Annotated in this window: 28 protein-coding genes; 15 read left to right on the forward strand and 13 right to left on the reverse strand. The window is 61.5% G+C overall.

From position 1 onward, the window contains the following. Window positions 1–104 precede the first annotated feature (104 nt). The 10 genes from AC6H34_RS09255 to AC6H34_RS09300 form a co-directional block, all read right to left on the reverse strand. The gene (locus AC6H34_RS09255) at window positions 105–881 is read right to left on the reverse strand and encodes a hypothetical protein (protein ID WP_497538600.1); all 777 of its coding nucleotides are present in this window, start codon (window positions 879–881) and stop codon (window positions 105–107) included. After that, entirely contained in the window at window positions 881–1,252 is a 372-nt protein-coding gene (locus AC6H34_RS09260; protein ID WP_497538601.1) for a DUF2958 domain-containing protein, read from the reverse strand. Before AC6H34_RS09260 ends, AC6H34_RS09255 begins: the two co-directional genes overlap by 1 nt. Beyond that, window positions 1,249–2,208 carry an ArdC family protein gene (locus tag AC6H34_RS09265; protein ID WP_497538602.1) on the reverse strand — a complete coding sequence of 320 codons (960 nt, stop codon included), beginning with the start codon at window positions 2,206–2,208 and terminating at the stop codon, window positions 1,249–1,251. Before AC6H34_RS09265 ends, AC6H34_RS09260 begins: the two co-directional genes overlap by 4 nt. Window positions 2,209–2,571: 363 nt before the next feature. Then, window positions 2,572–4,317 (reverse strand): DUF2326 domain-containing protein, encoded by a 1,746-nt coding sequence (locus AC6H34_RS09270; RefSeq protein WP_497538603.1) that lies wholly within the window; start codon window positions 4,315–4,317, stop codon window positions 2,572–2,574. Beyond that, window positions 4,314–4,541 (reverse strand): ABC-three component system middle component 6, encoded by a 228-nt coding sequence (locus AC6H34_RS09275; RefSeq protein ID WP_497538604.1) that lies wholly within the window; start codon window positions 4,539–4,541, stop codon window positions 4,314–4,316. The genes AC6H34_RS09270 and AC6H34_RS09275 overlap by 4 nt, the downstream gene beginning before the upstream one ends. Beyond that, on the reverse strand, window positions 4,538–5,164 hold the full coding sequence (locus tag AC6H34_RS09280; protein ID WP_497538605.1) for an HNH endonuclease: 627 nt from the start codon (window positions 5,162–5,164) through the stop codon (window positions 4,538–4,540). Before AC6H34_RS09280 ends, AC6H34_RS09275 begins: the two co-directional genes overlap by 4 nt. 106 nt (window positions 5,165–5,270) lie before the next feature. After that, the gene (locus AC6H34_RS09285; RefSeq protein WP_497538606.1) at window positions 5,271–5,654 is read right to left on the reverse strand and encodes an XRE family transcriptional regulator; all 384 of its coding nucleotides are present in this window, start codon (window positions 5,652–5,654) and stop codon (window positions 5,271–5,273) included. A gap of 1 nt (window position 5,655) precedes the next feature. Then, window positions 5,656–6,024, reverse strand: a complete 369-nt coding sequence (locus AC6H34_RS09290; protein WP_497538607.1) for a type II toxin-antitoxin system RelE/ParE family toxin — start codon at window positions 6,022–6,024, stop codon at window positions 5,656–5,658. A 12-nt stretch (window positions 6,025–6,036) separates the two neighbouring features. Then, on the reverse strand, window positions 6,037–6,339 hold the full coding sequence (locus AC6H34_RS09295) for a helix-turn-helix domain-containing protein (protein WP_497538608.1): 303 nt from the start codon (window positions 6,337–6,339) through the stop codon (window positions 6,037–6,039). Beyond that, window positions 6,332–7,744, reverse strand: a complete 1,413-nt coding sequence (locus tag AC6H34_RS09300; RefSeq protein WP_497538609.1) for a tyrosine-type recombinase/integrase — start codon at window positions 7,742–7,744, stop codon at window positions 6,332–6,334. The genes AC6H34_RS09295 and AC6H34_RS09300 overlap by 8 nt, the downstream gene beginning before the upstream one ends. 420 nt (window positions 7,745–8,164) lie before the next feature. Here AC6H34_RS09300 and AC6H34_RS09305 point away from each other — a divergent pair, with 420 nt between their 5' ends. After that, on the forward strand, window positions 8,165–9,382 hold the full coding sequence (locus AC6H34_RS09305) for a tyrosine-type recombinase/integrase (RefSeq protein ID WP_497538610.1): 1,218 nt from the start codon (window positions 8,165–8,167) through the stop codon (window positions 9,380–9,382). A gap of 293 nt (window positions 9,383–9,675) precedes the next feature. Here the strand turns inward: AC6H34_RS09305 and AC6H34_RS09310 are convergent, their stop codons facing one another. Continuing rightward, window positions 9,676–12,381 (reverse strand): Eco57I restriction-modification methylase domain-containing protein, encoded by a 2,706-nt coding sequence (locus AC6H34_RS09310; protein WP_497538611.1) that lies wholly within the window; start codon window positions 12,379–12,381, stop codon window positions 9,676–9,678. Between AC6H34_RS09310 and AC6H34_RS09315 the strand changes: the two genes are divergently transcribed. The 6 genes from AC6H34_RS09315 to AC6H34_RS09340 all read left to right on the forward strand — a co-directional run bounded on the left by AC6H34_RS09315 (window position 12,364) and on the right by AC6H34_RS09340 (window position 16,761). Further along, complete coding sequence (locus tag AC6H34_RS09315) at window positions 12,364–12,690, forward strand: hypothetical protein (protein ID WP_497538612.1); 327 nt, start codon at window positions 12,364–12,366, stop codon at window positions 12,688–12,690. The genes AC6H34_RS09310 and AC6H34_RS09315 overlap by 18 nt on opposite strands. A 444-nt stretch (window positions 12,691–13,134) precedes the next feature. Next, on the forward strand, window positions 13,135–13,896 hold the full coding sequence (locus AC6H34_RS09320) for a hypothetical protein (RefSeq protein ID WP_497538613.1): 762 nt from the start codon (window positions 13,135–13,137) through the stop codon (window positions 13,894–13,896). Window positions 13,897–14,080: 184 nt separating this feature from the next. Then, window positions 14,081–14,296 carry a helix-turn-helix domain-containing protein gene (locus AC6H34_RS09325; protein ID WP_497538614.1) on the forward strand — a complete coding sequence of 72 codons (216 nt, stop codon included), beginning with the start codon at window positions 14,081–14,083 and terminating at the stop codon, window positions 14,294–14,296. 5 nt (window positions 14,297–14,301) lie between these two features. After that, window positions 14,302–14,829 carry a hypothetical protein gene (locus tag AC6H34_RS09330; protein WP_497538615.1) on the forward strand — a complete coding sequence of 176 codons (528 nt, stop codon included), beginning with the start codon at window positions 14,302–14,304 and terminating at the stop codon, window positions 14,827–14,829. A gap of 84 nt (window positions 14,830–14,913) precedes the next feature. After that, window positions 14,914–15,519, forward strand: a complete 606-nt coding sequence (locus AC6H34_RS09335) for a hypothetical protein (RefSeq protein ID WP_497538616.1) — start codon at window positions 14,914–14,916, stop codon at window positions 15,517–15,519. A 219-nt stretch (window positions 15,520–15,738) separates the two neighbouring features. Then, on the forward strand, window positions 15,739–16,761 hold the full coding sequence (locus AC6H34_RS09340; RefSeq protein WP_497538617.1) for a restriction endonuclease: 1,023 nt from the start codon (window positions 15,739–15,741) through the stop codon (window positions 16,759–16,761). 381 nt (window positions 16,762–17,142) lie between these two features. On the opposite strand, the gene AC6H34_RS09345 is transcribed toward AC6H34_RS09340, so the two are convergent. Both AC6H34_RS09345 and AC6H34_RS09350 read right to left on the reverse strand, forming a co-directional pair. After that, the gene (locus AC6H34_RS09345) at window positions 17,143–17,556 is read right to left on the reverse strand and encodes an ArsR/SmtB family transcription factor (protein ID WP_497538618.1); all 414 of its coding nucleotides are present in this window, start codon (window positions 17,554–17,556) and stop codon (window positions 17,143–17,145) included. Beyond that, window positions 17,553–18,203 (reverse strand): peroxiredoxin, encoded by a 651-nt coding sequence (locus tag AC6H34_RS09350; RefSeq protein WP_497538619.1) that lies wholly within the window; start codon window positions 18,201–18,203, stop codon window positions 17,553–17,555. Before AC6H34_RS09350 ends, AC6H34_RS09345 begins: the two co-directional genes overlap by 4 nt. A gap of 117 nt (window positions 18,204–18,320) precedes the next feature. Between AC6H34_RS09350 and AC6H34_RS09355 the strand changes: the two genes are divergently transcribed. From AC6H34_RS09355 to AC6H34_RS09390, 8 genes are all read left to right on the forward strand, one after another. Next, a complete protein-coding gene (locus AC6H34_RS09355) occupies window positions 18,321–19,259 on the forward strand; it encodes an MBL fold metallo-hydrolase (RefSeq protein ID WP_497538620.1) in 939 nt (312 codons plus the stop codon). 5 nt (window positions 19,260–19,264) lie between these two features. Further along, entirely contained in the window at window positions 19,265–19,693 is a 429-nt protein-coding gene (locus AC6H34_RS09360) for a YeeE/YedE family protein (protein WP_497538621.1), read from the forward strand. Continuing rightward, a complete protein-coding gene (locus tag AC6H34_RS09365; RefSeq protein WP_497538622.1) occupies window positions 19,693–20,127 on the forward strand; it encodes a DUF6691 family protein in 435 nt (144 codons plus the stop codon). Before AC6H34_RS09360 ends, AC6H34_RS09365 begins: the two co-directional genes overlap by 1 nt. 13 nt (window positions 20,128–20,140) lie before the next feature. Beyond that, window positions 20,141–21,820: a bifunctional protein tyrosine phosphatase family protein/NAD(P)/FAD-dependent oxidoreductase gene (locus AC6H34_RS09370; RefSeq protein ID WP_497538623.1), complete on the forward strand. Its 1,680-nt coding sequence runs from the start codon at window positions 20,141–20,143 to the stop codon at window positions 21,818–21,820. Between the two features lie 27 nt (window positions 21,821–21,847). Next, window positions 21,848–22,636, forward strand: coding sequence for a sulfite exporter TauE/SafE family protein (locus AC6H34_RS09375; protein WP_448150309.1), 789 nt, complete (start codon window positions 21,848–21,850; stop codon window positions 22,634–22,636). Between the two features lie 96 nt (window positions 22,637–22,732). Next, entirely contained in the window at window positions 22,733–23,461 is a 729-nt protein-coding gene (locus AC6H34_RS09380; protein WP_497538624.1) for an SDR family NAD(P)-dependent oxidoreductase, read from the forward strand. Between the two features lie 4 nt (window positions 23,462–23,465). Beyond that, entirely contained in the window at window positions 23,466–23,759 is a 294-nt protein-coding gene (locus tag AC6H34_RS09385) for a DUF3303 domain-containing protein (RefSeq protein ID WP_497538625.1), read from the forward strand. Window positions 23,760–23,916: 157 nt separating this feature from the next. After that, window positions 23,917–25,857 (forward strand): hybrid sensor histidine kinase/response regulator, encoded by a 1,941-nt coding sequence (locus AC6H34_RS09390; RefSeq protein ID WP_497538626.1) that lies wholly within the window; start codon window positions 23,917–23,919, stop codon window positions 25,855–25,857. Window positions 25,858–25,871: the final 14 nt, after the last annotated feature.

Raw genomic sequence — 25,871 nt, forward strand, 5'->3', positions numbered from 1 at the left:
CGATGGGGAACGGCAAGGCCGTTGACTTTGCGGAGGCCGCGGCGGCACGCCGGGAGAACACCGCCCAGGGCGAGAGGCAGCGGCCGGCAGGAGAGTGGGGATCATCATGCCGTTCTCCCGCTCGTCATCCGGCCAGGCCGCGCGGCCCTCCTGACCGCGACGGGCCGCGTGTCGGCCGCCTGGGCAATGCGCTCGATCGTCGCCAGCTCCGCGTCCGAGCAGTCGCCCGTAATCTCGATCTCGACGAAGTGGCCACCGCTGCCGACCTTGGAGTCGCGCAGGCGATGGCCCGACGAGGTGTAGAAGCTCTCGTGGCGCTCGATCAGGCGCACGCGCGAACGCAGGAAGAGAATGCCGGAGCCGAGATTGCCGCAAAACAGCAGCTCGTCCGCCTCCGTGGTCTTCGGCCCGCCGCCCACCTTGCGCTGGCCGATCTGGCGGAAGGCGGCGTCGAAGCTCGACGGGTCCGGGGTCATCCGCGCCTTCAGCTCCGGGTGGAACTTCCAGGGCGGCCGGTGCGGATCGACGCGGCCGACGTCGATCTGGTGAAGCAGATCCGCGAAATAGCCCGGATCGGCCGGATAGGGGCAATCGCGCCAGATCTCGCGGACGGTGCTCCGCAGCGCGTCGGGCAACGCGAACAGGCGGGCGCGGGCCTTGCGCCAGGAGGCCGCCCGCATGCGGCGGCGCTCCCGTTCGGCCTCGTCCCACCAGACGGCGCGACGGGCCATCTCCTCGTCGACGCCATGTTGGCCGGCGGCGATCTCGTTGGCGAAGAGGGGCAGCGCCTCACGTTCAAGGCGCTGCTTGCGGAGAAACGCCGCACGCTTTCGCGACGTGTCGCCAAAGGGTTCGGGTCGATGCCAGCGGCGGAAGCGCATCACGCGCCCTCCCACCGGGACCGCCCTGCCGCACGGATAATCCGTTCGGCGCGGCGAATGCTGCCGGCTTCGCGCGCGGCCTCGGCCCAGACCGAGATCGGGAACTCGCCGGTGAAGAGGATGTCGCGCTCGATACCCAACCCGAACGGCAGGCGCACCGCGATCATTTCCTCGAGCGAGAAATAACCGAGCTCCGGTTCGCCAAGATCGGCCAGACCGAACAGCGTGTCGCCGTCGGCGCCGAGCTCTGTCGTAAGCCAGACGCCCTCACCGAGCGGATTGAAAAACTTGACCACCGGCACATGGTCGGCGTCGCGGATGCGGCCGTTGGCCAGTAGCTGCGCGCGCAGTTCGTCGGTCAGGAGGATCATGCCGCCCTCCTGTCGATCGCGTCGCTGCCAGTGTCCGTCGTTTCGGCCTCGGGCAGGAACGACAAGATCCAGTCCGCGGCCTTGCTCGCCTGCGAGGCGGCGCGGACGATCGCGCGATTGTCCTCGCGCAGGACCTCCAGCCAGGAGCCGATGTAATCGGCATGGCGGACGGTGGGGACGATACCGAGCGATGCGCAGCAGAAGGCGGCGCTCATCTCGGCGATCAGCTCCTCAAAGGCGTATTTCTTCGTGCCGAAGGAGGTCGAGAAGTCGCGGTTCAGGCGGCTGTGATGGCCGCTGGCGTGGCCGATCTCGTGCAGCGCAGTCCTGTGCCAGTTGATCGGCTCGAAATAGGCTTGCGGCGGCGGTACGACCACATAATCGTCGGCGGGGACGTAGAATGCCCGGTCGCCACCGATGCGGAAGTCGATGCCGGTCGCCCGGATCAGCGCTTCAACCCTCGGCTCGATCAGGCCGGGCAGCGGTGGCGGCGTGGCAATGACCATGTCGTCGGGCAGCCGTTCGCACTGCGCCGTATTGAAAACGGTGAAGCGCTTGAGGAAGGGAATGGCCTGGGCTTCCTCGCCGGTCTCGCGCGCCCGCCGCTTCTCGTCCTCCGGCACGAAGCGGTCGGCATAGACGACGGTGGTGCCGCGTTCGCCCTCGCGGACGTTGCCGCCGAGCGCGGCCGCCTGGCGATATGTGAGCCAGCCCTGACCGGGAAAGCCGTGCTGAACGACGGCGCCCCAGAGGATCAGGATATTGATCCCGCTGTAGGTGCGGCCGGTGCTGGCATTCTTAGGCAGGCCGAGCGGCGCTTTGGCCGTGGACTTGCCCCAAGGCTGGACCCAGGGGAAGCGGCCGGCCTCCAGTTCGGCGATGATCTTGTCGGTGATTTCGTCATAGAGGTTCGCCCGGTCCTGGCCGGTGCGCGTGGTGCGGTCATGTCTGGACATCGCGGTTCTCCGCGACGGGCGCCGGGAGCCTCTCTCCCAGCCCTCAACCCGTCACGGCAAACCCGTCCGCACTCTCACTCTAAGGGGGCGTTGCGGGGTCTCCCCGCAGAAGGGGGTGCGTCGGCAACGCAGTGCCGACCAGGGGGAAGGCTTTCCCCCGCAAAACCTCAAACGTGTAGAAGCGCAAATACGCGTTACCGGGAATGAGATTTGTCGCGACAATCGTCGCCGCGTTATCGGTCGCTCCGGCCAGGTTGGAAGCTGCCGTCAGCAGCAGGCCACCAAGCATCAACGCCGGTTTGTGGATGGCGGTCGCCTCTGTAACGAACCGTTCCGAATATGAGGAGCCGGAGTCGACCCCCGTCAGAACCGGAACCCGAGCAGACTGCCGCTCGGATCGGTATCCGTTAGACGCAGACGGATAAGCGCCTCAAAGTCGAAACCCTGCGAAAAGTCGCTGACCGGAACCATGTCGGTGTTGAGGGTGCAGATATATTGAAAGTCGTATTTCTCGGCCATCGCTGCCGCGAGTTCGAGCGCATGGGCGCGCTGACGAGGATCGACGCCGTCGAAGATCGTGCTGTCATGGATCAGGAAGTCGATCCCGAGACCGCGCTGGCGCGCGAACGAGATCAGCATGAGATCATAGCAGAAAATCTTCATCTTGCTGATGCCCTCGCTCGGGCTACCGGCAATCTCGACGTCGAATTTGTATCCGGTGTCATCGATGTCGATGACCAAGCGGCCCGGCGACTTATACAGGCTTTCGGAGAATTCGGAGAAGAGGGTGAGCGCTTGCGACCAGAGCGAGCGCCGCTCTTCATAGTCGAGTGTCGTCGCGCGCTTCAGTTCGACGGTCTCGACCTTGATCGTGTCCGCCTTTGTAGTCATCTGGCGAAGCTGGGTGATCCTGTTGGTCAGTTCATCGACCTTGAGCCGCGTCGCGGCATGCAGCTCTTGCAACTGAGTCAGTTCTTCCAACGCGCCCTGTCCGGCAAGCGCGCTGAGGTAGCCCGCACGGCGATCAGTCAGGGTTGCGATGGCCGCGTCGCGGTCGATGACGGCTGCTTCCAGCGCGGCAATCTCGCTTGCGATAAACTCGCGGCGGTTGGCGATGATCTGCGCGTTGAATGCCCGGGCATCGTCTAGGGTCTTCTTAACGGCACCAGGGAGAGCGATGCCCGCCTCGCCGTAGAGAGCTTCCAGCCGGTCCTCGGTCGGAGCGTCTTCGCTGACCAGCGAGTCACGATAGCGATCGAGCCGCCGCTTATCCACGATATTGGCGTTGACCAAGCCGTGGATTTCGCCGGTCAGGAAGTTAGCTTGGCCCTCGATCTCACGGTACTGGGGAAGCACGCGGAAACTCGATAGAGCATCGCGCTCCCGGTCGAGCTGCGTCGTCAGGCGCAGGCGTTCGGCTTCAAGTTCACCCAGAGAGGCCAGCTCGCCGTCTACGGCTCCGGTCTTGATCGCCTGTTTGAGCGCATCGAGTGCGTTCTTTTGGTCCTTGAGCTGTTGCCAGGTCGCAGCTTTCTCCCAGTTCAATCCGAGAAGGAAGGCGTTGTGGACCTGGATGTCCCAGGTCTTCTGATTATCGAAATATTTGAACGGGACGTTGTAGGCGGCTGTTTGGTTGCGCACGAAATAGGAAAGCAGTGACCGCGCCGATGGCTTGTAGCCCGACTCGGCAGACAACTCGCTTATGCCGAATAGCGCCCAGGCGAGGACGGCTCGCCATTTCTTCGCGTCGAGGCCGGGGACGCCTTCTTTGTTCGGCGCCGGACGGACAGGCCAATCATCTGTGACGCCTTCAATGGCGAAGAAACCCGGGGTGTCGGTTGCTCGCGTCACTGCGATGTCGCGGCCGGACAGGGAAAGCTCCAGCGTGAAAGCCCAACCATGCAAAGCCTCCACGCGCAGGCCTTTTCCGGGTGAGGAGTTGCTCGCGAGGCAGAAATCGATGATCTCGATGAGCGTCGATTTGCCCAGAGCGTTCGTCGTGTCCTTGTCACCGGCCGAAGAAGATCGGTCGGCGAGGATGAGATTGACTCCTGGCTGCAGGAGTGCGGTGTGAAACCCCTTCTGATTGGCGCGAACAGCACGGATCACGAGCCGGTCCTGACGATAAGGCCGTCCCGGATGTCGATGGCGCCAATGAGATAGAGGAGGTTCGAGGCCAGCACGAATCGCTCGAAAGTCCCGACGTTCGGCTCCGTGCGCAGACGTTCCCAAAGACCCGAAACGGTCATGGGCATGCTGAGGTGCGCAAGCAGTGTCGCGCCTACACCGATCAGCGCCTCGTTTTGCGGGATATGTTTCGTCGGGAGAATCATTTCTCAAACACGTCGCAGATTTCGAAAAGATAGATCAGCACTGCGATGCCCGCAGTCTTGTCAGCCTGCCGACGCAGGCCGCGTTGGGCAAAGGCGCACATCAGCTCGAACAGTTCGTCACCCTTATGGCCCTCCTTCCGGCGCGCGTAATACTCCTCGAGGAAGCCGGCTTTCAGCCGCTCGGGAAAGTCCGGATCGAGCTGCGCTTCGGCCTCGACATAGTCGCCTACGGTAGCTCGCGAGGTCAGGCCGGCTGCGATGATGTGCCGAGATCCGTTCGACAGCGCGTTCTTCTTGATCTTCTCGTCGGGCGCAGTGAGATCGAATGATCCATTGCCAGCAGGAGCTTGGCTGGCGACCCACGACACAGCGTTCTGCAATTCGGGAAAGGCGACGTCCGCGAACGCCGCCTCCATCGCCAGGCGGACCTGCGCTTCGTGGCCTTCTTTCAGTTGCTGTAGCGTCGCAGTCGGCCAATCGGCCTCAACCTTGTCGATGATTGTATGGTGGTCCGTGCAGAGATAGATCAGGTTGCGTACGTTATCGCGCTCTGCATCAGTCATGGAGGCGTCGTAGCGGGCGGCGGTGGGCTTTTCACCGCGGATATGCGCCGCCTCGCCCACATAGGTGTCGTCTCCGACCTGGGCGTCGTAGGTGAGATGCTTGCCACATTTCGGAAAGGCGCAGACGCCGCCGCTCCGAAACGCCAGGATGATTCTCGTCGGATAACTAGCGCCCACGCCGACCGCCGATCTGCGCGCGCGTGCGAGGACGGCGGGTCGTTACCTGTGGAGGCGCGCCAGCATCGCCGAGCTGGTGGATCCGCAATGCAGGCCGTTGCGGCAGCTTGACCGTCAATTCAAGTTCTCCCCCCACGGCCTCGACATAGCTGCGAAGCGTGGAGAGATACATATCGGTTTGCCGCTCGATTTGAGAGACCGAGGGCTGCTTGATTTTGAGGGCGGAGGCGATCTCCGCCTGAGCCTTGCCGGCGATCTGCCGCAGCTCGCGCAGGCCTTCCACTTCCTGCTTCATGTCTTGATAGCGGACTTCGATGGCTGCCTGCTCTTCGGGGGGAAGCGCGGCAATGATGTCGTTCAGGCGGCGGCCCATCTCATTTGCCCTTCTTTGCGGATTTCAGGCTTTCCAGATGCTCGGAAAACCGTAGATCCGCCTTTGCGATCAACGTCCTGTAAAAGCGCTTCTGGCTGACGCCAGATTTGTCGCCCGCTACAAGGACGATGGCCTTTCGCTTGGGGTCGAAGGCGAAGGCTGCACGCCATTCGCCGTCGCCGCCCTCGAACCGCAGCTCTTTCATATTGGCGTGTTTCGATCCCTTGAGCGTGTCGGCGTGAGGCCGGCCAAGCTGCGGACCGTAGTCGGCCAACAGCCTGGCGGCGGCGATCAACGCGACGCGGACATCACGCTCAAAAGTCAGAACCTCGGCCTCGAAGGCTGGGTGGAATTCGACCTCCCATTCCATATAGGTTGGAACCTATATTCGGTCAATGGGGAGGATGCGCGGGGCGGCAGGCGAAGCCGTCGTTGAACGGCGGCAGCTCTCCGCCCACGCGTTGAGGTCATCGACCGCATAGCGGACCCATTTGCCGAACTTGTGGTAGGCCGGCCCCCCACCCAGGGAGCGATAGCACTCCAACGTGTGCGCTTCGAGGGCCAGGTAACGGGCGGCCGCTTCGGTGTCGACAAAGCGGATCGGACCCGCGTCGTCGACAAATTTCGCGCGCTTGAGGATGTCCGGCGTCGGCCAACGGCGATCAGGCTTTGCTCTGTCAGGCATGGTTCGCCTCCGTGGCCTCTGCGCGCTTCGTGCCGGGCGGAACGGAGCGGTTCTCGCCGCTCCGATGACGGTAGGGTCGATAGTTTCCGAGGCGCGTGCGCGAGGTGTAGGCGCCGTCTTCGAAACCGAGCGGCTTTCCGTCGGGGCCGAGCGCGGGCTGGGCCGCCTGGACAGTCGGCGCGACTGACGGGGGTTCCGGGGCCGCCACCAGCGGGGGCGCGGGAGGCTGGACTCCGCCGATGAGGGATATGCGGCGCTGCGTGACCGCCTCGGCCGCCGCCCTTACCGGGTCATCCTCGGTGTGGACGTACTTCATGAACATGGTGACAGTCTTATGCGCGGTGAGCGCCATCCCGACTTTCACCGGAATGCCTGAATTGGCGATATCGGTAGCGGAGCGATGGCGAATGCCGTGGGTGCCAATGTGCGGCAGCCCCGCGCGCTGAAGGATACGCCGCCAGCCCTGATAGTAGGTGTGCTTTGACATCGGGAGGTTCGGGTCGAAAACGGAAGGGCACACGAAGGGCGACTCTTCAAGCAAGGGCGCGGTCTCGAAGAGCCGGTGCGCCTCAGCGCTCATCGGCTTCGACATTCCGCCCGTCTTGCTGTCGGGCCAGACCACGCGGCGGTTGTCGAAATCAATCCAGGCCCATTGGAGCTGAAGGATTTCCGACATGCGCGCGGCGAATTCGAACTGAAGCCGGATGGCCAAGAGGATGAAGGGATGCTCCAGCCCTTCGGCCCCGGCGCGGTCGAGATACTCGAAGAGCTTGCGCAGCTCCGCATCGGTGATCAGGCGGGTCTTGCCGCGTTCCGGGTATTTGGGAACATGCCGGCAAGGGTTGGAGCCGTCTGGGCGCAGCCCCCAGACCTCGGCCATGTTGAACATCTTCCGGACAGCCGCCAGGACGCGGTTGGCGTTGGTGGGGCTCTTGGCCATCTTCTTCATGAGATGCGCGATGTCAGCGCGGGTGACATCTGGCACCTTGAGATTGCCAAGGATCGGGATGATGTAGCGCTTGCCGTAGCCCCGGTTGGACTCAACCGTTGTGGGTTTGTTGCGGCTTTCGGAATAGTCGGTGATGAAGCGGTCGAACAGCTCCTTCACCGTCAGCGCCTGACGGGCCGCCGCGCGCTCGGCGCTCGGGTCGACGCCACGGCGCACCTCCGCGAGCCAGTCCTGGGCAATGTTGCGCGCCTGCTCGACAGTGATCTCGCCGTAGCGGCCGATCGCGGGCTTTCGCCGCTGCCCATTGTGGGCGACGTAGGCCACCATGAAAATCTTGCGGCCGGTTGGGGTGACCTTGACGAGAAAGCCGGGTATCGTCGTATCCCTGAGTTCGTAATCGCGCTCCTGCGGGGTTGCGGCGTCGACAGCGGTCTTAGTGAGTTTGATTTTGGGCATTCCTAACCTCCTTTGAGGTCGGATTTCAGGTGCAGAATAGGTGCACCTGGAAAACCAACCGTAGCGAATATCCGGTTAGGTATGGATGCGTAGATAAGAGAAAAAAGCTATAGGCTTCAATCGGTTATCGTAAAATCGGATACCGCCGGATATACAAAGGATAGGCGATATCCGATCTCTCAAAATCGGATTCCGCAAGGAGTGCTGGTTCGATTCCGGCTAGGGGCACCACTTCCACTTTCGGCGATGTTCGCGAAAGTTCAAAATCCTCGAAAAATCAATAGTTTATAGACAAAAACTGTTCGCCACGGTTCGTTTCCGTGCGCCTATAGCCGCTTCGTGTGGTGGTACGGATGGTGGTATCGGCCTCGGAATCTGCTAGGATGTGGTGGTACGCGATACCACCATTCGGGCGCCGCCATGCCGCTGACAGACATCGAATGCCGAACCGCCAAGCCGACAGAATCGGTGCGCAAACTCTCGGATGGCCAGGGTTTGCAGCTCTGGATCATGCCGAACGGCTCGAAACTTTGGCGGCAGGACTATCGCTTCGCCGGCAAGCGCAAGCTTCTGGCAATCGGCCCCTATCCCGCGATCACGCTGGTGGCGGCCCGCAAGGCACGCGACGAAGCCCGTGCGCTGGTCGCTGGTGGTATCGACCCTTCGGATGCCAAGCAGGAAGCGAAAGCCGCCCGCATCGCGCAGGAAGCCGCCGCAGACAGCTTCAAGGCGGTGGCGGAAGGCTACGTCGCCAAGCTCAAGCGCGAGGGCCGGGCGCCCGCCACCATGAAGAAGATCGAATGGCTGCTCGACTTCGCCCTGCCCGACCTCGGCAAACTCAAGATTGGCGAGATCAGCTCGGCCAAGGTGCTCGCCGTGCTGCGCAAGGTTGAGGCGCGCGAGGCCTATGAAAGCGCCCACCGCCTGCGCTCCACCATCGGCGCCGTCTTCCGCTATGGCATCGCCAGCGCCCTTTGCGAAAACGACCCGACGCAGGCGCTCAAGGGTGCGCTGACGACGCCCACCGTGACGCCTCGCGCCGCCCTGCTCAAGCCTGCTGCCTTTGGCGCCCTGCTACGCTCGATCGAAGATTTCGACGGCCAGCCCACGACACAAGCAGCCTTGCGGCTAATGGCCTATCTATTTCCTCGGCCGGGCGAATTGCGCATGGCAGAATGGGTGGAGTTCGATCTTGAAGCTGCGGCGTGGGAAATCCCAGCGAGCCGCATGAAGATGCGCCGGCCGCACCGTATCCCGCTTCCCCGTCAGGCGGTAGCGATCCTCCAAGACTTGCGAGCCTTGACGGGCAAGGGAAAGCTTGTGCTGCCTTGCGTGCGCACATTCGCTCGCCCTATCAGCGAGAACACATTGAACGCCGCCCTGCGTCGCCTGGGCTACTCCAAGGATGAGGCCACTGCCCATGGCTTTCGTGCTACAGCCTCGACTCTACTCAACGAAAGCGGCAGGTGGCGTCCGGACGTAATTGAAGCCGCCCTCGCCCATATCGGCGCTGATGAAATCCGCCGAGCTTACCTACGCTCCGACTTTTGGGAAGAACGCAAGGCAATGATGCAATGGTGGGCGAGTCACATCGACGCCTTGCGAGAAAGCGGTAAGGTCGTTGCCTTTGGTGCATAAGAGCAATCAAGTTCGATGGTACTCAGGAAGTTTTACCTGCCCTTTGCTCATCAGAATCACTGTGCCTTGCACCACCTGTCATCCTTCTTAGCCAGCTCCAACTCGCCAACAGGTGAGGCAATATCCCGCTCGAAATGACCAGGTAGGAAAGCATGTCATGCTTGTAAAGTCGCATCCAGATTATCGAGCTGGCCTCCTTTGGTCTTAAGGACAGAATGCGTGGAGCTCGCCCTTCACACTGGATGCTAAAAATGCAGTCAGGTAGATTTTAGACTGCTTCCATCACTGAATGCTCACACTTGAAGAACGCGCTCGGCGATTTCATCCAGCTCTTTAAGCAATTTTACCCGCTTCGCCTCTGATGTCGCTGCATGCGCTTCCTTCGAGATACGCGCTAAATTGACATGTTCCGCGTTTTTGGCATTAAATCGAGGGATACGTAGATGCTTGAAGATATTGGCGACTTGTATTTGGATAGTGTGGCTCTCGACATACTCTTTCACTAACGTGGAGTTCAGTACACCGCAGACGAAATGCGCGATGTCCTCCGATTGAAAATCGGCGAAATAGACCTTGTGATCCGGCACGAAGGGGCGTCCCCCGATCAGCGGCACGGTGCCTGTAGTGAAGACAGCGGCCTGGAACGTCGTCGAGAGTTCAGCCCATACGACCTTGAACGGAGCAAACGTATAGGTTCCAGAATTATACACGACGTAAAACGGCGCGTTCTTTTGCCGGAGCCTATAAGTTGACCGTTTCTGCAAAAGATCTTTATAGTGAAATAGGAATTTTTTTGTTTGCTTGAGCTGTGCTACCGCCTTTTCGACACGAATATAGTCTGCACTTGTGATGCCTTTGTTGGGGACAAGGATGTGGAGATGCTCGCGAACGTGAACATGGCAAGCTGAAAAGTCCGCAGCCCCCTTAAGTAGGGGATAGAGAAATTCGGGCTCAATCCAGAACCGACGGGCAGGGCCGATGTCGGTCTTGCCCGCCTCAGGGCGTGTTTCAACTTGAACGAGGCCTGTAGTCGTATTCTGGTCAACGATATTGACCATGTAAATGCCGTTGAGATCCGCCGTAACTCCCTTGCGTCCACTGATCCAGTCACTTTGGCCTTGCAATGCCGCCATCTCGGCGAAGCGGCCGGGCGGCAAGATCGCCCATGGCGAATTCCCGCCGTTGACGGGGTTGGCCTCCCATGATTTTTGCTCGACCCGCGCAAGAACAGCTTTTTTGTCAAGCGTTTCTGGGATCGAGGCTGATCCGCCAGAGACTTTATCCCACACGCGATATGGTACAGGATATACGGGAAGTTTGTTACTGCTGACCTTTCGTAAACGCATAATGGCCGTCTTGTTCGCCACTCTGGGAAAGGGTTTCAGCTTTTTGAGATCGTCGACGCTTTCAGGGATCAAATTGGCCTTTTCATTGATTCTGAAGCTCCTGAAACCTTGCGACGATGGCGACTGGAAATGTGTCTGCGTAATGACAAAGACAAGTAAACCATTCGGTTTGAGCCATTTATCGGCAACCGTGTAGGTAATCATTCCCGAAATATCGAGTTCATTACCCCCATGATAAGGCGTCTCTGAAAAAATCGTGTAACGCTCGCATGTCGGCTTTATGCGTGCACGATACTGTTCAGGTAGGTTCGACCAGCGAACCCAAGGGGGATTCCCGACTACCAAATCAAACTCGCCTGCCACAGCAGACCAGAAGAAGTTACGCACAATCCTGAACCAGATACCGTTCCACGACCGCTTGTGCAGTTCAAGGACCTGCTCATAGGTTGAGCTTAGGGCATCACGCCAAATGTTAGCTTTAGCCGCATCCATGAGGCCACTAGAGACGAGAGTCTTTTCGACAGTCTTATACTGCTGTTCCTCCTGCACGGCATCGCCCATGATGACAAAGGCAGCGTCTAGGCGCGTCCTATCAAAAGCCAATTCGGAAGGAAGGATGATGTTCAGGTTGGCTTGGGCGCTTCCGATTCCATATTCGACGTAATCCTGCCCCTTGGAGGGAGACTGCGCCGGAGAATAGACAGCGTCGGCGAGAAGAACAGGCAATTCGACCTCGGTGCCGGCTGCAGCAACAAGATCGGCAATGGCTATCAGGAAGTTGACGCGCGCAGCCTGAACAGCAAGCGGATTCAGATCGAAACCCCAAACCTCACTAAGTATTTTGGTGAGTGTCTTCGCCGGCGCCAAATTAGCCTTCTCGGCGAGAAACCTCTTGCGTCGGATCACTTCTAGCAAAAAAGAACCGGAGCCGCAGGTCGGATCGAGAACTCTAACTGTGCTCCAATCTTTGATCTGCGCCCGGTCACAAGCGATATCGGCGAGCCAATCCGGTGTGTAGAATTCGCCAAGGGCCTTTCGCAGTGTTTCGGGAACAAGAGCCTGATAAAATAATTTTAGGACGTCGCGCGAGCGTGCGGCGCTGAGATCGTCCATCCGATAGAGCGCGAGCTGGGTGAGCAGCGGCCGGATCGCCGCACAGCTCCTTGCCCTATCAGCGGCCGGAACACTGCGATCGACATACCAGGAAAATACCGCCTCTTCGACGAAGCCCTTTATGCGCGCGGCTTCGAAAAATGCGCCGTGCTCCACTTCGGTATCCAGCAAGCGCAAAAGGTTCTCGTCGTCGTGACCGAGCAGGTACTCGCAAAAATCGGCGTAAGCAGTTAGCCCGTATTGACCGACGATTTCGGCGGCTAAGAGCTTCATCAGGAAAGCGTTGTACGTGTGAATTGCAAAAAGCGCTGCCGCTACTACATCGCTGGTGGGGAGTTTCAGCGAGAAGGGAATGGTCTTCCGAATTTCGGCGGCCTGAGCTGCGGATAAGTCAGCTACTTGTCCGAACAAAGTGCGCCATTCTTCGAACAGAAGTTTGATCTTATTGTTGCCGGGTGCGGTGAGTTGGTGTTCAAGCTCGGCCACGAGGCTCGCCATCATGGCCTGGCCGATCTCCGCCGTATGTCCAAAGTCCTCCATCAGGTTTTCGGCTGTCACCGCTCGTCGTTTCGAGTCAAAGCACGCCTGTGCGACAAGTTCGACGGAAGCCTCGTTAAATGGCAGGAGATTACGCGGCGTGATCTGCCCATCTTTAAAAAAGGCAAAGCAAATATGAGTGCCGTCAATAGCTATGCCGATGTAGTCCTCACGGGGGATACCTTCATCTTTTTAACGGCGCTGAATGTACTTGTCGAGGCGATCGTAGATAGCCTCTTTGAAGGCGGGGCTCGCCGTGCTGCCCCTGAACAAGCCCTTGCTCTTAAATTCGATGATGACTTGGTTGTATGAAGCGTCGTTCCGGCCACGCTCCGCGTGGAAGGTGATCCCCAAGTCGTTCTCTATGTGTTTAAGCCACCCCTTACGGACCTCCTCTTCGTTGGCCCACGCATGGCTATCTTTTTTTAGATTTTCGAACAGCTTGCTCATTGCGGCGCACAAACGGCAGCGTGACCATTGCGCGAATTCGTGGTGCTATTCAGGGCTTTCATTGCGCTTCCCCCTTTTTCACGCCTACCAGCGGAAATGACCCTGCCCTTGAAATTCAGCTTCGTCATCCCGCTTCACCTTCCGCCGGTCAGAATTCGGCATCCGCCAAATCACACTCGTTCAATGCAATGCTTCTTCATGCCCCACGACGTCGCCAAAACCAAGCGGAACATATCAAGAACATTTGCTTGCCAACGACCGAGGACATTTGCGATAGTTCGCTGCAGTTCATCCATCGGGCATGCCATGAATCAGAAGTCAAATCTCACACCTACCGGCAAAGATGGTGTTGTTCCGACGAGCCTCGATTTTTGGCGCTTGTGCGATGCGCTTTCAGTCGTGCAGGCGGCATTTCTGCTCGTCGGACTCGATCCAAGCGAAGGTGGTATCGAGGAGTATGTCGAGGAATGGGAGGCGCATAATCAGCCTACCCAATATAGGACTGCCAAAGCTGCCCTGGAGCATGCGATCCGCCGTAATGCACTTGATGCGAATGTCGTGTTTTCAGGCCCTCCAGAAGAGGAATATGGCGGGCATCGGCGCGAGCGTGATTTGATCAATTGGCATCGCACCACCGTTGACGTTTCCGACCTTCGCTTCTGGTTGTACTCGAAAGGTTTCACCACAGGCTTCTTCTTTCCTGACAGGCGGCAAGAGGCTGACTATCTCGACCCCGATCATCCTCGCTTCGCACCGAAGCTTGCGGCTGCCGTTCAAGCTTGGCAGGCGGTCGAGAACCCCGGAAGCAAGTCGCCTAAGTCGGCGCTGGAAAAATGGCTGCGCGAGCATGCGGCCAAGCATCGGCTGACGGATGCAGACGGCAACGTCAACGAAACAGGCGTTCAAGAATGCGCGAAGGTCGCGAACTGGGAGCCTAAGGGCGGGGCACCGAAAACACCGACCCAGGGGCTAATTCCTGCACCGCTCGTTAAATCCTCTCCTCGGTTGGCGGTAGTCGCTAAAAGCAAGTTCTCTTCGGCCGATATGGATGACGATATCCCGTTTTGACGGGTTCGAGTGTAATGTTGGGGAGGGTTCGGCCGAAACCCTGCCAGGTTCCGCGTGGTTTGCCCCAAGATCGGTCGAAACGCGACGAGGGTTTTCTGAAACCCGTCTACCTATTCGCCAGCCAGTGCTTCCGCCAATGTTTCCCGACACCCGGCATGATCCGGGCAACCATCGGGAAACGCAGATGAACGCGAACGACCGGACTCCATCACAACCCACCTTGCTCCATAGAATCCACGACGTGGTGCGCATGACCAATGTCGGCCGCACTACCATCTATGGCGAGATCGCCAGCGGCAGGCTGCGCATCGTCAAGCTGGGCCGCGCCACCTTGATCCGGGACGATGATTTGCGGGCCTGGCTCGATAGCCTGTCGTCGAGCGAACGCCATGCGGCCTAACCATCATGGCGCTCGCCACCAAGCAACGGGACCGGCCGCATGCCCGGCTCTATGCCGAATGGCTGCACCTACCGGCCTGGGACGCCTTGAGCCCGGAAGCCATCACCTTGCTCGTCACGTTGATGGCGCGCTTCCGCCCCTTCGACGGCAACTGCATCGCCCTGTCAGACCGGCAGGCGGCGGCACTGGCGCATTGCTCCCGCCCGACGGCGGTGAAGGCAGTCGCGAGCCTGGTGGAATTGGGCTGGCTCGAAATCGAGGCCATCGGCTCGTTCCGGGGCGCCCGCGACAAGCGTGTTTCGCGCTATTCGCTCACCTGCCAGCCGCGCTACGTCAGCGAGCCCCCCAAGATGACTTTTCTCCATTGGCGGCCATTGCCGAGCGGCCAAAAGGAAACCCGCGAACGGCCACAACCCGCACCACCAAGGGCCAAGGAACAGACCAATGACAATAAGCTTCACAGCCCGTCGCCCGATGCGCAAATCGTTGATATCACAAACGCTTCTCCCCGCCACAGCCGGCCCGTGCATTAGGTTCGACATAGCTAGTATTGCGGCTGCACCACTGAGGATCAAAAGCCGTCGTCGAGTTATGTCGGGCCATAAAAGGAACGCGGCATGAGCGCGAAGGCAAAAACGGCATCGCCCAAGACGCCGAAGGTCGAGGACGGCTTCGCAAAGAGCCAGGCGACCCTCATGACGCATGCCGGCGTCAATGCCGCCGCGATCATCGAGAAATTCAGCGCTTCCGCAATGGGCGAGCCCGGTATCGAGTTGATCGCCGCAGCGGTGGGCGGCAACATCGATAAAGTGCAGGCCGGCAGCATGAGCGGTTGCGAAGCCATGCTGATGGGGCAGGCTATAGCGCTGCAATCCCTGTTCATGAGCCTGTCGCGGCGCGCGGCGGCGCAGGACTACCTCAAGCAATACGAGACCTATCTGCGGCTTGCCCTGAAAGCCCAAAGCCAGTGCCGCGCCACGCTGGAAACGCTGGCGGCCATCAAGAACCCGCCGGTGGTTTTCGCTCGGCAAGCCAATATCGCCAATGGGCCGCAGCAGGTGAACAACGGCGTTGCCACCTCGCACGCGAGCAAAACTTTATCTGATCGAAACGAACTGTTGGAGGCCAGCCATGAGCAGCCCATGGACATTGGAAAGACGGGCGAAACAATCGGCGACGATTCGGCAACACCGCCCCTGGTTGAAGTCCACCGGCCCGCGTAGCGCCGAAGGCAAAGCCAGAGCTGCCCGCAACGCCTTCAAGGGCGCGGCGTGGCAGTCCTCGCGCGAAGAGGTGCGAGAGATGCGGCAGATTTTACGCGAGCAGGCAGATTTTCGGAGGGAATTTCGGTGCTAATGAAGTGAGCGGGCGCTGGCTATTTCTTCATTCACCACTAGTGTTCACTCCTATGGTGGTTGTTCATATTGCGTCCTGGAGATGACATGACTTTGTGGTTGGCGCGTGCAGGCAAGAACGGTGAACGCGAAGCCCTCGCATTGGAAAAAGATGTTGCTGTCATTGGATGGGAGCAGCTTCCTGATCTTAGCAAGCTAGGTAGCCGCGACGAACTCACTACTCTTCTTGCCCGCACGTATCCGAATGAGAAGCCAAAGACGCTTTCAAACTGGGAAAGTCAGGTTTGGCCCTTTGCACGCGTGATCGTCGAAGGCGATCTGGTGGTTTTGCCGCTTAAAACCAGGTCAACTATTGCTATCGGACGCGTGACCGGGCCTTACCAATACCGGTCCGGCCTAACTAGTGACGGGTCTCTGCACACGCGGCCCATTAAGTGGCTTGGCGAGTTCCCTCGTAGCGCCTTCGATCAGGACTTGTTGTACTCCTTTGGCGCATTCATGACGGTTTGCCGAATTCAACGGAATAAGGCCGAAGAACGCGTCAATGCCATTATCGCTGGCAAGTCAATCAAACCAACCATGCAGGAAGCCCCACGGGATAAAGAGACATCCGCCGAAGATGCAATACCAGACATTGAACAGTATGCGAGCGATCAGATCCGCAACTTCATTGCGCGGCGCTTCAAGGGGCATGCACTGTCGAAGTTGGTCGCGGCCATTTTGACCGCCGAAGGCTACCACGTCCAGATTTCGCCAGAAGGGCCCGACGGCGGAGTAGATATTATCGCTGGCAAGGGAGCACTTGGCTTTGACGCACCGCGATTGGCCGTTCAGGTGAAATCAAGCGAGAGTCCAATAGACGTGAAAATCCTTCGTGAGCTTCAGGGTTCCATGAAGAGTTTCGGCGCGGATCAAGGTTTGATCGTCACCTGGGGTGGCTATGGTAGGGCGGTCGCGAAAGAAGCCAGCCGTCTTTTCTTTCAGATTCGGCTCTGGGATTCCGGCGATCTGGTCCGCATGATCCAAACTCACTATGATGCGATTGCAGATGATATTCAGGCGGATCTTCCGCTTCAACGAATCTGGATGCTCGTTCCAAGCGACGAATAGGGGCGTCAGAGAATCGTCGAAAACGGCTCCAATCCCCGTGGATGGTCGCCAGTATTTGCTCACGACCGCCTGCAGACAGGATCTTTGGTGGTACTATTGGTGGTACCGTCCTGCTCTTGAATATTTATTATCTAACAATAACAACGCACTACGCATTAAATGGGATGACGGCTAGGCACCACTTCTTCACCCAGGACCCAATGCGCAGGGCCAGAGGCCTCTTTGGCTTCGGCCAAGCGGAATCACTCCCGTTCCCAACAGTCGATGAAGTTCTGCCGTGCGAGCGCGTTTTGCTTTCGCACCGATACACGCGGAATCGCAAAATGCTCATGATCTCCGCGTGCCGGCCTGGAAGAGTGTTTCGGCCTGAACGCATTTTGCTTAGTCGAGCCGCGCGAACTGCGCCGCCTCTTCGAAGGGAAGAGGCATCGTTTTCACGTCCTGCGGACGCTGGGCGGTGGCGAGCGGGTCGGAGGCAACCATGTCCCCGCTGTCGCAAAACAGCTTCAGCAGCAACTCTATGACCGCCCTGACCCGCTCGTCTGCGATCGAATAGTAGATCTGCCGCGATTCCCGGCGTGTCCTGACGGCGCCAGCCTGGCGGAGCTCGGCAAGCTGCTGGGACAGGCCGGGCTGCTTGAGGCCGAGATCGTCCTGGAGATCGCTTACCGAACATTCCTTCCGGGCGATGTGGCAAAGCAGCATCAGGCGGTTCGCCGTGCCGAACAGCTTCATGAATTCGGCCGCCTCCGGCGCCTTTCGATGCAGATCGTCGAGCGAGGGTGAGGAGGTCAAGCGACTCTCTCCCGATAGTACCACGTTGCGTTCGGTGCTTCGGGCACGGCCGCCTCCGCCATCGACGCGGCGGCCTGTTCGACGAGAGGGGCGCCGGGACGCCAGCCCTCCGGCGTCAGGGCGCCTTCCTGCCGTGAGACCTGGAGCGCCTGCACCAGCCGGAGGATTTCATCGACGGACCGGCCCACATTCATCGGGTACCAGATGATGGCTCGAATGACGCCCTCGGGGTCGATGACATAGGTCGCCCGGACGGTAGCGCTGCTCGCGGAGGAACTGTCGAGCATGCCATAGGCGCGGGCAATCGCCATGGAGGGATCCTCCACCAGCGGGAAAGCCACCCCGACGCCGAACACGCGCTGGATGTCGCGAAGCCAGGCGACATGCGCATAGAGACTATCGATGGACAGCCCGAGCAACTCACAACCCAGCGCGGCAAACCTGTCCTGGGCGCGGGCGAACGCGATGAGCTCGCTGGTACACACCGAGGTGAAGTCCGCGGGATGCGAGAAGAACACGACCCACCGCCCGCGATACGAGGCCAACGATATCTCACCCGCTGTCGAGCGCGCGGTGAATCCCGGCGCCTTGTCGTTGATGCGCAGCGGGATGGCCTGTGGCTGCGTCCCTGCTTCCGTTCCTTCCATAGCCGGCCTCCGATGCCTTCCATCAAGCCTATAGCGCACCGGCCGCCCGAGGCCAATGGCATACATACTTGCATTATTAAGGTAATTATGTATTTATATAGGAGACAGGAGCAACCCATGGCCCAGACCTCCCCAGACGCAGCCCTCTTCCATGCATGCGAGATCATTGGCGAGGCAATTGCCTCGCCGGAAATGCGCCCGGAGGTGAAATCCTTTTTCGATTCCAGTACCTTCACGATCAGCCATGTCGTTCGCGACCCCCACTCGAACGCCTGCGCGATCGTCGACAGCGTGCTGGACTACGATGCAGCATCCGGCCGCACGATGACGGTTTCGGCGAGGGATCTTATTGATTACGTCAAATCCGAAAGTCTTGAAGTCCAATGGCTGCTGGAAACCCATGCCCATGCCGATCATCTGTCCGCGGCACCCCTGCTGCAGGCCGAGCTGGGCGGTCAGCTGGCCATTGGCCGCGAGATCGTTCGCGTGCAGGAAGTCTTCGGCAAGATCTTCAATGCGGGTACGGAGTTCCAGCGCGACGGCAGCCAGTTCGACCGTCTGTTCCGCGACGGTGACCGGTTCAAGATCGGAGGCCTGGACGCAGCGGTACTCCATGTACCCGGTCATACGCCGGCCTGTCTCGCCTATGTGGTCGGCGATGCCGTGTTTCCCGGCGACACGCTTTTCATGCCCGACTATGGCACCGCACGCTGCGACTTCCCCGGCGGCGACGCGCGGACGCTCTACCGGTCGATCAGGCGCCTGATGCAGCTTCCCGGGGAAGCGCGCATGTTCATGTGCCACGACTACAAGGCCCCCGACCGGGACGAGTATGCCTGGGAAACCACCGTCGGAGCGGAGCGCAACGCCAATATCCACGTGCATGACGGCGTCAGCGAAGACGAATTCGTGAAAATGCGCACCGAGCGCGACGCCACGCTTGCCATGCCGAAGCTCATCCTTCCCTCGGTCCAGGTCAACATGCGGGCCGGCAAGCTGCCTCCGGCGGAGGACAACGGCGTCCGGTATCTCAAGATCCCCGTCAACGCGCTCTGACCGCCATGACAGACCTCAGCTTCGTGTGGCCCTTGTCCGGCGGTCTTCTCATCGGTCTGTCCGCCGCGCTCTATCTGCTTCTGGATGGCCGTATCGCCGGCATTTCAGGGCTTGCCGCCTCCACTTTCGGCTGGAGCGGTAACGGGATGAGTTCTCTCGGTGCCGGATTCCTGGGCGGTATCCTTGCGGGTGCCGCCTTCGCCATGGCCTGGATTCGCCACGCCGAGGTCATCGTGTCCGCCTCACCCGTGCTGCTCGTCGCGGGTGGCCTGCTCGTCGGCTACGGCACCCGGCTGGGATCCGGCTGCACGAGCGGTCATGGGGTCTGCGGACTTGGCCGGCTCTCGCCGCGCTCGATCGTGGCGACGATCCTCTTCATGGCAGCGGCCGCGTGCACCGTTTTCGTGAAACGCCTTCTCACGGGGTCGCCGTGATGCGTGCCCGCCTCTCCGTTGCCGTCCTTTGCGGCCTGCTTTTCGGTATCGGCCTCGTCGTCTCGGACATGGTCAACCCCGCCCGCGTCCTCGCTTTTCTCGACGTGACCGGGGCATGGGATCCTTCGCTGGCCTTCGTCATGGGTGGAGCCCTGATTCCTTCCGCGCTGGCCTATGCCATCCGGCGCCGCCGTGCGCGCCCCGTGTTCGATACGAAATTCCATGTCCCCTCGAACCGGCAGCTCGATTTAGAGCTCGTCAGCGGATCGACGCTCTTTGGGGTGGGCTGGGGCCTGGTGGGATTCTGCCCCGGCCCGGCGATCGCTGCACTCGTCACGGGAAGGTGGGAGCCGGCCCTCTTCGCGGCGGCGATGCTCGCCGGGATGTTCGCCTATCGCGCCACTTCCCTAAGGCGCGCGGCTCTCAAATCATGACAGGAGGAAAGCGATGGACATTCGCAGGATCGACGACGACTTCAGCGTATCCTCGCAGATAGGGCTCGAGAATATCCTTGAGATCGCGGCGCTGGGCTTCAGGTCCCTCGTCTCGAACAGGCCGGACAGAGAGGAGAACGGCCAGGTCGAGGCAGCGAGCCTCTGCCTCGCGGCCGAAGGCGCTGGCCTCCGGTTCCGCCATATACCGGTAACCATCTCAGCCATCTCGGACAATGACATCGCCCTCTTCGCCGCCGCCCTGGAAGAGCTGCCGAAGCCGATCCTTGCCTTCTGCCGATCGGGAACCCGGGCAGCAACGCTATGGGCCTTGTCGCAGGCTGCAAGGAACGGCTCGGACCAGGTGCTAGCCGCGACGAGATCCGCCGGATACGACCTCGGAGCCCTCCGCGCCCGGCTGCCTGCGGCAAGGGAGGGAGGAGGCTCGGACAGGGTCGCGGCGGTCTGCGATGTGCTGGTGGTCGGAGGCGGCGCGGCAGGGATCGCAACGGCGGCAAGCCTCCTCAAGCGCCGCAGCTGCCTGAAGGTCATCATCGTGGACCCCTCCGACCGCCACGCCTACCAGCCGGGCTGGACGATGGTCGGCGGTGGCATATTCAGGCCGGAAGACACGATAAGGCCGATGGCCGCCGTCATTCCGTCCGGTGCCAAGTGGGAGAAGGCGGCTGTCGGGGCCTTCGATCCGGACCGCGACCGGGTGGAACTCTCGGACGGGCGAAGGATCGGATACCGCGCCATGGTGGCCGCTCCCGGCATCACCCTGGACTGGTCCGCCATCGAAGGCCTGGAGGAGACTCTCGGGCGCAATGGCGTGACCTCGAACTACCGAAGCGATACCGCGCCCTACACCTGGTCGCTGGTACAGAACCTGAAGCGCGGCGGGGCGATCTTCACCCAGCCGCCGATGCCCATCAAATGCGCCGGCGCGCCGCAGAAGGCGATGTATCTGTCGGGTGATCACTGGCATCGGCAGCGCCAGATCGGCGATGTCTCCATCGAGTTCCACAACGCCGGCCCCGTGCTCTTCGGCGTGAAGGAATACATCCCCGCTCTGATGGAATATGTCGGGCGCTACCGGGCCGATCTCAATTTCGGCTCCCGCCTCGTCGCGGTCGACGGGCCCGGCAAAGTTGCCCGCTTTGCGAGAACGGCGGCGGACGGAACGGTCACCGAGGAAAAGCGCGGCTTCGACATGATCCATGTCTGCCCGCCGCAGAAGGCTCCCGCCTTCGTCCGCGAGAGCCCCCTCGCCAATCAGGCCGGGTGGATCGACGTCGATGAAGCCACGCTGAGGCACAGGCGCTTTGCCAATGTCTTCGCGCTTGGAGACGCCGCCGGGACTTCCAATGCCAAGACGGCCGCCGCTGCCCGCAAGCAGGCTCCCATCGTGGCCGAAAACGTTCTGGCGGTCCTCGATGGGAGGTCGATGCCCGCCGCCTATGACGGCTATGGCTCGTGCCCCCTGACCGTCGAGAGAGGCAAGATCGTGCTGGCCGAATTCGGCTATGGCGGCAAGCTGCTGCCCACCTTCCCGACCTGGCTCATCGATGGAACGAAGCCCTCGAGCCTCGCCTGGTACCTCAAGTCCGAGGCCCTGCCGCCCATCTACTGGCACGGCATGCTGAAGGGCCGCGAATGGCTGGTCTCGCCCGAACTCAAGAAGGCGGCCGCCTGACGGCGGTACCCCAACCGGAGTCGCACCATGTATCTCGATCCGATCCAGTATGGGTTGGGCGCCCTGTCCGGTGGCCTTGTGGGCTTTACCCTAGGTATGTTCGGGGGTGGAGGCTCGATCCTGGCCGTCCCCCTGATGGTCTATGTCGTCGGGGTTCCAAGTGCCCACCTGGCAATCGGCACCAGTGCGTTCGCGGTCGCGGCCAATGCTTCCGCGAACCTGATCGGTCACGCCCGCGCCGGAAACGTCAAGTGGCGCTGCGCCGGCGTGTTCAGCGTCGCGGGGGTCGCGGGCGCCTATGTCGGCTCCACTATCGGCAAGATGATCGACGGCCAAAAGCTTCTGGTTTTCTTCGCCCTCCTGATGCTTGCGGTCGGCTTCCTGATGTTCCGCAAGCGCGGCTCCGAGGGCAATCCAGGGGCGCAGTGTTCCCGCGAAAATGCCTCCAAGGTCGCTGGAATCGGTGGGTTGACGGGCATGTTCTCCGGTTTCTTCGGTATTGGCGGCGGCTTTCTCATCGTGCCCGGCCTGATCGCATCCACCGGCATGCCGATCCTCTATGCCATCGGTTCATCCCTCGTGGCCGTCACCGCCTTCGGTCTCACCACGGCGGCCAACTACGCCATTTCAGGCTATGTCGACTGGCTGCTGGCGGCGATCTTCATTGGAGGCGGTGTCGGCGGCGGTCTCGTGGGGGCCATGGCGGCGCGACGCCTGTCGGTCAGGAAGGGCATGCTGAACAGCCTTTTTGCCGCTCTGGTCCTCGTCGTGGCAGGATATATGCTCTATCGGAGCGTCGGCCAGATGACGATATGAGCGGTTGCCTGGTCTTCCGCCGGGGACCTACGCCTTCCCCTCGCGGGTGGCTCGTGACAAAGTTGCGCTTCCTATCCAGCACAGGGAGCGGCGGGCGTGAGCGATCCAGGAAAGAGCCAGACGGGGACCGTCATCATCACCGGTGCAGCCGGCAATCTCGGAATGGCGGTGGCGCAGGAACTGGCACGCGGAGGTGCCCGGCTCGCCTGCCTCGACCGTTCGCAGGAGAAGCTCGATGCCCTCGTGAAAATCCTGCCGGGCAACGCGGAAGTGCTGCCCATCGCGGCAGTGGATCTGACCTCGCAGGAGGCCTGCAGCGTCGCCGTGGCACAGGTGATGAAGCGTTTCGGCGACGTCTCGGCGCTCGTCAATACCGTCGGCGGGTTCCAGGCCGGGCCTGTCACGCAGGCCTTGCAGCAGTGGGATGCCATGCTCACCTCCAACGCCCGCACGGCGCTCGCCATCAGTGCTGCGGTGCTGCCGGCGATGCAGGCGGTCCGGCATGGGCGCATCGTCCACATCGCCGCCATCGCGGGCCTGAAGGCGCCAGCCGGGCTTGCCGCCTACGCGGCCTCGAAGGCGGCGCTGGTCCGGCTGACGGAGGCCATGGCCGAGGAATATCGGGGTGACGGCATCACCGCCAATTGCGTGCTGCCGAGCGTCATCGACACGCCGCAGAACCGGGCGGCCATGCCCAAGGCCGACACCGATACCTGGGTGTCGCCCACCGCCATCGCCCGCCTGATCGCCTTCCTGGTTTCGCCTGCCGGCGGCGTGGTGACCGGCGCCGCCATCCCCGCCACGGGCACGAGCGGCGGAGCCTGAGTCGATGCTGTTCATGGTGATCGAGCATTTCCGAAACCAGGACGCCAGGTCCGTCTACCGGCGCTTCCGGGAGCGCGGCCGCCAGGCACCCGAGGGACTTGCCTTCATGGCAAGCTGGGTGAGCGCGGATCTCGGCCGCTGCTTCCAGCTGATGGAATGCGAGGATGTCACGCTGCTCCAGGTCTGGGCCAGCGCCTGGTCCGATCTCGTCGAGATCGAGATCGTTCCCGTGGCACCGGGCACGGACGTGGCCGCCGCGCTCCGCCCTCATCTCGATACCGTCGATCCGTCTGCGTGACACTTTCCCCCTCCCGGGATGAACCAATCGGGCGCATCGAACGTTTTCGACGATGCACCGGCGCCAGCCGCTTGTCGCGAGACCGTCCAGGAGCATAAGGAGGACGGGAGCCGGGCTTTCGACCGTTCAGCCCCAGGGGGCGCAAGGGTGAGTATCGATGGAACAGTTTGAAGGCGTGGAAGTCGCCCAGTCCGAAGAGGGACGCTACCGCCTGCTTCTCGATGCGGTCACCGATTATGCCATCTTCATGCTCGATCCCGCCGGGCTCGTCACCAGCTGGAACACCGGCGCCAGGCGCTTCAAGGGCTACGAGGCGCCCGAAATCATCGGCCGGCATTTCTCGATGTTCTATTCCGAGGAGGACCGGACCAACGAGATGCCGGCGCGAGCGCTGGAGACCGCCCAGGCCGTCGGGCGCTTCGAGGGCGAGGGGTGGCGCGTGCGCAAGGATGGCTCGCGCTTCTGGGCTCATGTCGTCATCGATCCCATCCGCACGCCAGGCGGGCGCCTGATCGGCTTTGCCCAGATCACCCGAGACCTCAGCGAGCGACAGGCCGCGGGCGAGAGGCTGCGGCACAGCCAGGAGCAGTTCCGCCTCCTGGTGCAGAGCGTGACCGACTACGCCATCTACATGATCGACGAGGGAGGATTCATCTCGAGCTGGAATCCGGGCGCCGAGCGGATCAAGGGCTATGACGCCGAGGAGATCATCGGAGAGCATTTCTCCCGCTTCTATACACCGGAGGACCGTGCGGCGGGTGAGCCTGCCAAGGCACTGGCCACCGCGGCGGCGGAAGGGCGCTATGAGAAGGAAGGCTGGCGGGTGCGCAAGGACGGTACTCGGTTCCGTGCCAATGTGATCATCGACGCGATCCGGGACGGCAACGGCACGCTGATCGGCTTTGCCAAGATCACGCGTGACATCACCGAGCGCGTCGCCGCCCAACGCGCCCTCGACGAGGCCCGCGAGGCACTCGCGCAATCGCAGAAGGTGGAGGCCATCGGGCAGCTGACGGGCGGCATCGCCCATGACTTCAACAATCTGCTCACCGCGATCCTGGGCAGTCTCACCCTGGCCCGCCGGCGCGTGGGCGACGACCCGAAGGTATTGTCCCTCCTCGACAACGCCATCCACGGCGCGGAGCGGGGCAGTTCGCTGATCAAGCGCATGCTTGCTTTCGCCCGCCGGCAGGAACTCAGCCTGGTGGCGGTGGACCTGCCGGACCTCGTCCAGGGAATGAAAGACCTGCTGCAGACCTCGATCGGACCGATGATCACCATCGACACCCGCTTCCCTGCCGAACTCGAACCCGCGTGCAGCGATCGGCACCAGCTCGAATCGGCTCTCGTCAACCTCGTGGTGAACGCACGCGACGCCATGCCCAATGGCGGGATCGTGACCATAAGCGCCTTCGCCGAGACGGTGCGAGGGGGCCATCCCACGCGCCTCAGGCCAGGCCGGTATGTCTGCCTGAGCGTCGAGGACACCGGCACGGGCATGGACGAGACGACGCTCGCCAAGGCCACGGAGCCCTTCTTCACCACCAAGGGCGTGGGCAAGGGCACCGGCCTCGGCCTGCCCATGATCCACGGTCTGGCCGAACAGTCCGGCGGACGGCTGACCCTCGAAAGCAAGCCGGGCAAGGGTACCACGGCGAGGATCTGGCTGCCGAGCGCCACACCCGCCGCGGGGAACGAGACGACGCCCGAGCCTGCAGCCGAGGCGCCTGCGGTCAATCGCAGCCTCGTCATCCTGGCCGTCGATGACGATGCGCTCGTGCTCCTGAACACCGCGGCGCTGCTTGAGGACCTCGGCCATGAGGTGTTGCCCGCCGCCTCCGGCCCCGAAGCGCTCGGCATCCTCGGGAATCGCCCCGATGTCGAGCTCGTCATCACCGACCAGGGCATGCCGCGCATGACGGGCGTGCAGCTCGCCCGCGAGATCGCGGCCGCCAGGCCGGGCCTGCCCATCATACTCGCCACCGGCTATGCGGAGCTCCCGCCCGAGGCCGACACGGGTCTCCCCCGTATCGGCAAGCCCTATGGCCAGGACGAACTGCAGCGGGCCATCCAGGCAATCGTGCAGAAGGGCGGCTGACGAAACCTCCCGGC

The organism is Labrys sp. ALF-8, from assembly GCF_059699065.1.